The sequence below is a fragment of the uncultured Campylobacter sp. genome, assembly GCF_938030685.1.
Lineage (GTDB): Bacteria > Campylobacterota > Campylobacteria > Campylobacterales > Campylobacteraceae > Campylobacter_B.
In genome coordinates this window covers 1-3744 of the sequence record NZ_CALHHX010000137.1, presented here as the reverse complement: position 1 = coordinate 3744, position 3744 = coordinate 1, and the positions used below count along the sequence as shown (strand labels likewise).

Genomic DNA, 3744 nt, shown 5'->3' with positions numbered 1-3744 from the left:
GAAATTTCTAAGGTTTAAAATGGCAAAGATCACGATCGACGGTAAAGCTTGCGAGTGCGACGAGGGCGAGTATATCTTGCAGGTCGCGCGTCGCTGCGGCGTTTTTATCCCTGCGCTTTGTTATCTAAGCGGCGGTACGCCGACGCTCGCATGCAGGCTTTGTATGGTCGAAGCGGACGGCAAGCGCGTCTATAGCTGCAACGCCAAGGCTAAGGACGGCATGGTCATTTACAGCCGCAGCCCCGAGATCGACGCCGAGCGCGAGGCGATCACGCAGGTTTATTGCATCAACCATCCGATGGCGTGCGGAGTTTGCGATCAAAGCGGCGAGTGCGAGCTTCAAAATTTAGCCCATCTGATGCGCACAAATATCCAAAGCTACGCTATTCGCGATACGGCGCGCGAGGTGCAGGATTGGGGGTATTTGAGCTACGATCCTAGCCTTTGCATCGTCTGCGAGCGCTGTATCACCGCCGCGAAAGATCGCTTGGGCGTAGATGCGTTTAAGCTCGTTCCGCGCGGCGGAGACGCGCCGAGTAAGGAGCAAAAGGACGCGATGCCAAAAGACGCCTACGCCGTGTGGAACAAGCTGCAAAAAAGCCTAATCGCGCGGGTAAATGAAAATGATGATTGCGTAAACTACGGCGAGAGCGCGGCGGTCTGCCCGACGGGAGCTTTGGTGGAGAGCGCGTTTAAATACGTTTCAAACGCTTGGGAGCTGCGCCAAATCCCCGCTTCCAATCCGCACAGCAGCGACTGCGAACTGCTTTATTACGAGATCAAGCGCCGCGGCATAGGCGACGCACGTGAAAGAATTTATCGCGTTAGTAGCGACATAAATTTCAGCGTCCTGCATGCGGGAGCGCGCTTCGGCTGGGATTTTTCAAACGAGCGGGCGAGCAAAAACGAAGCGGTTTTTAACCGCATCGTGCGCGGCATCGAGGACGGCGAGATCAAAAATATCAAATTTAATAGCTTCATCACCAACGAAGAGGCGCGGATTTTAGAGCTTTTGCGGCAAAAATTTAAGCTCGCTCTGATTAACGACGAAGCGCTTGCGTATCAAAAATTCCTGCGCGAATTTTCCAAATTTAGCGGCACGAAATTTTATAATGCGGATTTGCAGACGGTTAAAAACAGCGATTTCATCGTAGTTTGCGGCACGTTTTTGCGCAGCGACGCGCCAAATCTGGGCTATGCGGTAAACAGCGCCTGTAAGCTAAATAAGGCAAGCGGGATCTATTTTCATCCGTTTTGCGACGAGGGCATTAAGAGTTTTGGCAAAAATTTCATCCATCAACCGCACGCTGCGGGCTTAGAGGCACAGATCCTGCTTTGGATCTTGCAAAAGTTCGGGCGCGATCTGCCTGAGTGGCTGGATGCGAAACTCGCGGCGGAATTTGAAATTTCGCATGCCGCGGCGAAGCAAAATTTAGATGAGAAATCCGCGGGTTCGCAAAATCCTGAGAATTCTACGGAGGTAAATGGCACTAAGAACGTTGCGAGTGCGAGCGGTGCTGAAAATTCCGCAAGCGCGGACGGCAACGCTGAAAATTCCGCAAAAAATTCCGTGCAGAATTCCGAAAATCCTGCGGAAAGTAAAATTTCAAATTTTGCCCGCGCGCTAGGTCTGGACGAGCAAAAAATAGATGAAATTTTGGCTAAAAAGGAGCGTTTTTCGCTTATCATCGGCGAGGATTTTATCCGCACGCCAAATAGCGCCATGCTTGCGCGTCTAGCGGGCTTGGTGCAGCGCTACACGCCATTTAAAGTACTAGTGGTGCCGCCGCGCACGAACAGTCTAGGCGTCGCGCTCATCTGTGAGCTTAGCGCGCAAATGAGCGCGGGCGAGACGCTAGGCTACAACGAAGCGGGCGATATTAGCTTCGGCGTGTTGGAAGCGGATCTGGACGCGCCTAGCTTGGTGCAGCAGGAGGGCACGTTTACGAACTACGACAAGCGCGTAGTGCCTACCAATGCGGCGCTTGATTACGGCGGATACGAGCTAAACGACATCGCCTGTGTGCTTGGGGTTTGCGCGGAGAATGCGATTGGCTATACGCCTAGCTTGGGCGCGGATTTTGAGCCGATTAAATTTGACGATTTAGAAAATTTCTATGACAACGGCGGCGCAAACCACCGCGGATATGAGCTGCGAAACGAGGAGCTCACCGCTAGCGAGGAGGAGTTTGAAATTTCACTTTCCGTGCCGCTTAGCGCGGGCGCAGGCGAAATTTTAATCTATGAGGCAAACCCGCTGCATCAATTTAATAAATTTAGCGGCGCAAGCAGCGGGCTGGGCGAAGCGGGCGCGCTGTATCTAAGCCCCGGCATCGCCGAAGCTCTGGGCGTAAGCGCAGGTGACGTCGTTAAAATTTACCAAGCAGACGGCGCGAGCAATGATGAAAAAACTAGCGGCGCGGGCAAAACGAGTGCTGCTGATAATGAAAGCGACAAGGACGGCGCTAGCCATGTAAAAAAAGCGGATCGTGCAAGGGGTGCTCGCAAAGCCGATGCCGCCGGTAATGAAAATGGCGAAAGCGGCGCAACTGGGCTCGTAAGCTTAAAGCGCGAAATCGTCGCTAGCGTAAAGATCGATCCAGGCTTTAGCGGGGCGTATCTGCCGTATTTTGACGAGAAGCTTCGCGGCGAGATATTTTTCAAAACCTCGCGCTATGCAAGCGTGAAAATCGAGAAAATTTCAAATTCCAAAGGAGAGGGCAGATGAGCGATAGTGCATTTTATTTCGTAGCCACCGTCTTAAAGGCGCTCGTGATTTTAGCCGTCATCGCGCTGCTCTCGGGGCTTGCGACCTACGCCGAGCGCAAGGTGCTTGCCTTTATGCAGCGCAGGATCGGACCTTCTATGGTCGGACCTGCGGGGCTTTTGCAGGTTGGCGCGGACATGATAAAGCTTTTTACTAAAGAGGACGCGATCCCTGCGCGGGCGAATAAGCTTCTTTTTAAAATAGCACCGATAATCTCGGCTACGGGCGCTTTCGTAGCGCTTTCGGTAGTGCCGCTGCTGCCGGAGTTTACGATCGGCGGGCGGACGATACAGCCGATTTTAAGCGATATAAATGTGGGAATTTTATTCCTGCTCGGAGCTAGCGGCACCTGCGTTTATGGTCTACTGATCGGAGGGCTTGCGAGCTACAATAAATGGGGCACGATAGGCGCGTTTCGCGCGTTTTTGCAGATCACCTGCTTTGAGGTGATAAACGGCCTTAGCCTGATCCCTATCGTGATGATCACGGGCTCGCTCTCTCTCATCGACATCGTAAGCGCGCAAAGCGGCGGCATTGATAAGTGGTTTATCTGGAAAGAGCCCGTCTGCTTCGCGCTCTTTCTCATCGCAGCCTTTGTAGAGTGCAACCGCACGCCGCTATGCCTCACCGAAAATGAAACCGAGATCGTAGCGGGCGCTGGTACGGCATATTCGGGTATGCGCTGGGGTATGTTTTTTATCGGCGAATACGCCAATATCATAACCTACTCCGTCGCTACGACGCTACTGTTTTTAGGCGGATTTAACGCGTTTTGGTTTATCCCCGGCGGCGTCATGATGGTATTAAAATCAAGCCTCGTGTTTTTCTGCTTCCTATGGGCGCGCGCGGCGTGGCCGCATCTGCGCCCCGATCAGCTGATGGGGCTTTGCTGGAAAGTCTGCATGCCGTTAGCTCTTGCTTGCGTGCTAATTACCGCGCTAGCGATCGTTTAAGGAGGGTACGATGGCAAGATACGC

The 3744-nt window shown here is 53.0% G+C and carries 2 protein-coding genes; both read left to right on the top strand.

Features of this window, described 5'->3' with window-relative positions; all coding sequences use genetic code 11:
• The first annotated feature begins 19 nt into the window (after positions 1-19).
• Positions 20-2728 carry an NADH-quinone oxidoreductase subunit G gene (locus Q0369_RS06315; RefSeq protein WP_298097483.1) on the top strand — a complete coding sequence of 903 codons (2709 nt, stop codon included), beginning with the start codon at positions 20-22 and terminating at the stop codon, positions 2726-2728.
• The gene (gene nuoH, locus Q0369_RS06310; RefSeq protein WP_298097480.1) at positions 2725-3720 is read left to right on the top strand and encodes an NADH-quinone oxidoreductase subunit NuoH; all 996 of its coding nucleotides are present in this window, start codon (positions 2725-2727) and stop codon (positions 3718-3720) included. Before Q0369_RS06315 ends, nuoH begins: the two co-directional genes overlap by 4 nt.
• Positions 3721-3744: the final 24 nt, after the last annotated feature.

Excerpts from the sequence above, each read along its gene's own strand:
- Q0369_RS06315 (WP_298097483.1), top strand. The coding sequence starts at position 20 with ATGGCAAAGATCACGATCGACGGTAAAGCTTGCGAGTGCGACGAGGGC.
- nuoH (WP_298097480.1), top strand. The coding sequence starts at position 2,725 with ATGAGCGATAGTGCATTTTATTTCGTAGCCACCGTCTTAAAGGCGCTC.